This is a genomic window from Peribacillus sp. NPDC058002 (genome assembly GCF_042886655.1).
Lineage (GTDB): Bacteria > Bacillota > Bacilli > Bacillales > DSM-1321 > Peribacillus > Peribacillus aracenensis.
Genome location: NZ_JBHVQU010000310.1, coordinates 1 through 3,683, shown reverse-complemented (window position 1 = coordinate 3,683; position 3,683 = coordinate 1). Strand labels below are relative to the sequence as shown.

General features: G+C 42.3%; 4 protein-coding genes. All 4 read left to right on the top strand.

Going from position 1 to position 3,683, the window contains the following annotated elements:
• Positions 1–297: 50S ribosomal protein L11 methyltransferase (locus tag ACFVSH_RS24075; RefSeq protein WP_387708249.1), on the top strand; the 297-nt coding region annotated here is incomplete at its 5' end.
• 137 nt (positions 298–434) lie between these two features.
• Entirely contained in the window at positions 435–1,187 is a 753-nt protein-coding gene (locus ACFVSH_RS24070) for a 16S rRNA (uracil(1498)-N(3))-methyltransferase (RefSeq protein ID WP_387708247.1), read from the top strand.
• A 6-nt stretch (positions 1,188–1,193) separates the two neighbouring features.
• On the top strand, positions 1,194–2,531 hold the full coding sequence (gene mtaB, locus ACFVSH_RS24065) for a tRNA (N(6)-L-threonylcarbamoyladenosine(37)-C(2))-methylthiotransferase MtaB (protein ID WP_387598054.1): 1,338 nt from the start codon (positions 1,194–1,196) through the stop codon (positions 2,529–2,531).
• A 156-nt stretch (positions 2,532–2,687) separates the two neighbouring features.
• Positions 2,688–3,359: a deoxyribose-phosphate aldolase gene (deoC, locus tag ACFVSH_RS24060; protein WP_260284732.1), complete on the top strand. Its 672-nt coding sequence runs from the start codon at positions 2,688–2,690 to the stop codon at positions 3,357–3,359.
• Positions 3,360–3,683 lie beyond the last annotated feature (324 nt).

Sequence of the window (3,683 nt, the reverse complement as noted above, 5' to 3'; positions counted from 1 at the left end):
CAAAACGTGGAACTAAATAAAGTGCAGGATAAAGTGTCTGTCTCACAAGGCAATTTACTGGATGGTGTGAATGAACAAGCGGATATCGTCGTGGCTAATATTCTTGCCGAAGTGATCATGCGTTTTACGGATGATGTAGCGAAAGTGGTTAAACCTGGCGGATATTTCATCGCTTCCGGAATCATTCAAACTAAGAAACAAGATGTAAAGGAAGCGATTATAGCATCTGGATTCACCGTTGAGGAAACGATCTTGATGGAAGATTGGGTGGCAATAATCGCGAAAAGAAATGATTAATTGAAAAGTTACTCTGATTATCGGGTTTTTTGATAGTCAGAGTACCTTTTTTTAGCTTGAATCTTTGCACGGCTTGCATTCCGGATTCCTGACTGTTAGCCTGTGAGTTTTTTAGACTAGACGAAGTAGGTGGCAGTGTGCAACGGTATTTTCTTAACGAAGTAGACATCAATGGAAACACGGTGAAGATATCAGGCGATGATTTTCACCATATAGCCAGGGTGATGAGAATGGGACCAGGGGAACGGATCATCACGGTGAAAGGTAATGGTATGACGGCTATCGCGGAAATTTCGGATATTACTGATGATGCTGTTATAGGGACAGTTACCGAATGGAAGAATGAAGAAAAGGAACTTCCTGTAAGGGTTGTGATAGCGAGCGGTCTGCCTAAAGGGGATAAATTGGAATATATCGTTCAAAAGGGTACTGAACTGGGTGCCGTTGAATTTATCCCTTTTATTGCTGCTCGTTCGGTGGTAAAATGGGACCACAAAAAGGTAGGTAAGAAATTGGAGAGACTCCAGAAGATTTCAAAAGAGGCGGCTGAGCAATCCCACCGCACGGTTATCCCTGCCATCAAGGAACCGATGACGGCAGATCAGCTTGCTGGTTATGCTTCCGGTTTCGATCATAAATTAATCGCTTTTGAAGAAGAGGCGAAACGGGGGGAAGCTTCTGTACTCGCTTCTGTCTTGAAAGATTTAACCGCTGGGCAATCCATCCTATTCGTATTTGGGCCTGAAGGCGGTTTAGCAGATAAGGAAATTGAAAAACTGACTGATGCCGGTTTTATGGCTTGCGGTCTTGGACCAAGAATATTAAGAACTGAAACAGCACCTTTATATGCACTTTCCGCTGTTTCTTATCATGTAGAACTTTTGAGGTGATGAAAAATGGCAACGGTCGCTTTCCATACATTAGGCTGTAAAGTGAATCATTATGAAACAGAGGCTATTTGGCAATTATTCAAAACTGGGGGATATGATCGTGTTGAGTTTGAAAATGCATCGGATGTATATGTCATCAACACATGCACGGTGACAAACACTGGCGATAAGAAAAGCCGTCAGGTCATCCGTCGTGCCATTCGTAAGAACCCGAATGCCGTCATAGCGGTAACGGGATGCTATGCACAGACATCGCCGGCAGAAATCATGGCCATACCAGGTGTGGATATTGTTGTAGGAACACAAGATAGGGTTAAACTCCTTGATTACATTGAGCAATTCAAGCTGGAACGCGAACCAATCAATGCTGTAGGAAATATCATGAAAAACCGTGTCTATGAAGAGCTGGATGTACCTGCTTTTACAGACCGTACACGCGCTTCACTTAAGATCCAGGAAGGTTGCAATAATTTCTGCACTTTCTGCATCATCCCTTGGGCCCGTGGCTTGATGCGTTCCCGCGATCCAAAAGAAGTCATTCACCAAGCTGAACAGCTTGTCGAGGCAGGCTATAAAGAGCTAGTCCTCACCGGTATTCATACTGGCGGTTACGGAGACGATTTAAAAGACTATAATTTGGCGATGCTGCTGCAGGACTTGGAAAAAGTCGATGGGCTGAAGCGTATCCGTATTTCCTCCATTGAAGCCAGCCAAATTACAGATGAAATCATCGAAGTGCTGACGAATTCGAAAAAAGTGGTACGTCATTTGCATATACCAATCCAATCGGGTTCCGATACAGTTCTAAAACGGATGAGACGTAAATATACGATGGATTTCTTCGGTGATCGAATCGAAAAGTTGAAAATTGCACTTCCGGGTCTTGCTGTTACCTCTGATGTCATCGTAGGTTTCCCGGGTGAAACCGAAGAAGAATTCATGGAGACATATAATTTTATAGAAAAATATAAATTCTCCGAACTTCATGTTTTCCCTTATTCAAAAAGGACAGGGACTCCTGCTGCCCGTATGGAAGATCAAGTGGATGAAGATATCAAAAATGAACGCGTCCACCGCCTTATCGCGTTGTCGGATCAGCTGGCAAAAGAGTATGCCTCCCGATTCGAGGGGGAAGTTCTGGAAGTCATTCCTGAAACGAAGTTGGAAAGTGGCCTTTATGAGGGTTACTCCGATAATTACATGAAAATCATCTTTCCGGCTTCAGATGAAATGGTCGGTGAAATCGTCAAAGTGAAGATTACAAAGTCTGGCTATCCATCTAGTGAAGGTCAGTTCGTGACGGTAGTGAAGGATTTTCCGTTGCAACAAGCATCCAATATCTAAGACAGCGGTTAATCGCTGTCTTTTTTTTATCCTCTTTTTATGTGTTTTCTTGGCACTTTCGGGTAAAGACTATATATATCGTCAAAGTGGATAAACTATGGTATCATGAGAGGTACGTACAACTAGTTATAGATTGTTTTTGAGGAGGATTTATTAATGTCACAAAATGTAGCAGGTATAATTGACCACACGTTATTAAAAGCAGATGCAACCAAAGAGCAAATTAAGGTATTATGCGAAGAAGCGAGAGAGTATAACTTTGCTTCCGTATGCGTAAACCCGACTTGGGTGAAATATGCAAGCGAACTTTTGGAAGGTTCAGAAGTGAAAGTTTGTACGGTCATCGGTTTCCCTCTAGGTGCAACCACACCGGAAACCAAAGCTTTTGAAACGAAAGACGCCATCTCCAATGGCGCTCACGAAGTTGATATGGTAATCAATATCGGCGCATTGAAGGACAAGGATGATGAGTTGGTAGAGCGGGATATCCGTGCTGTAATAGCGGCATCCACTGGTAAGGCTCTTTCAAAGGTAATCATTGAAACTTCTTTATTGACTGATGAAGAAAAGGTCCGAGCATGTGAATTGGCCGTAAAAGCAGGAACGGATTATGTGAAAACATCAACTGGTTTTTCGACCGGCGGAGCGACTGTTGAAGATATCACGCTTATGAGAAAAACGGTTGGCCCGGATATCGGTGTCAAAGCTTCAGGCGGAGTCCGTAACACGAGCGATGCCCAGAAAGTGATTGAAGCTGGTGCAACAAGAATTGGAGCGAGTGCAGGTGTCTCCATCGTAAAGGGCTTAACGGCTGATTCCGATTATTGATTTTAAAAAGGGAACGTATAATAACTCCCTGAAATAAAAGAGGCGAAGAAAAATATTTTATTTTTCTTCGCCTTTTTTTATTACTTCCATAAAAAACGGATGGTAATTGAAATGGTAATGACCCACTCCTTTTTCTTCCATGAAAAAAGAGGACCCGTCTCATTTTGGAACCCGTGAATTGAAAAAAAGCTTATTGTGGATTTAATGAATAGTAAGGGGAATCAAACAGGAAGTAAAATAGCTTATATAAATGCATGAACAGGGGGAGGGAAATGAAAAAAGGTTTTTAATTTTCTTTTATCATTAACACCACTTTATATGAGC

What these genes read in the sequence shown, in the direction of transcription:
- mtaB (WP_387598054.1), top strand. Translation starts at nt 1,194, where the DNA reads ATGGCAACGGTCGCTTTCCATACATTAGGCTGTAAAGTGAATCATTAT.
- deoC (WP_260284732.1), top strand. Translation starts at nt 2,688, where the DNA reads ATGTCACAAAATGTAGCAGGTATAATTGACCACACGTTATTAAAAGCA.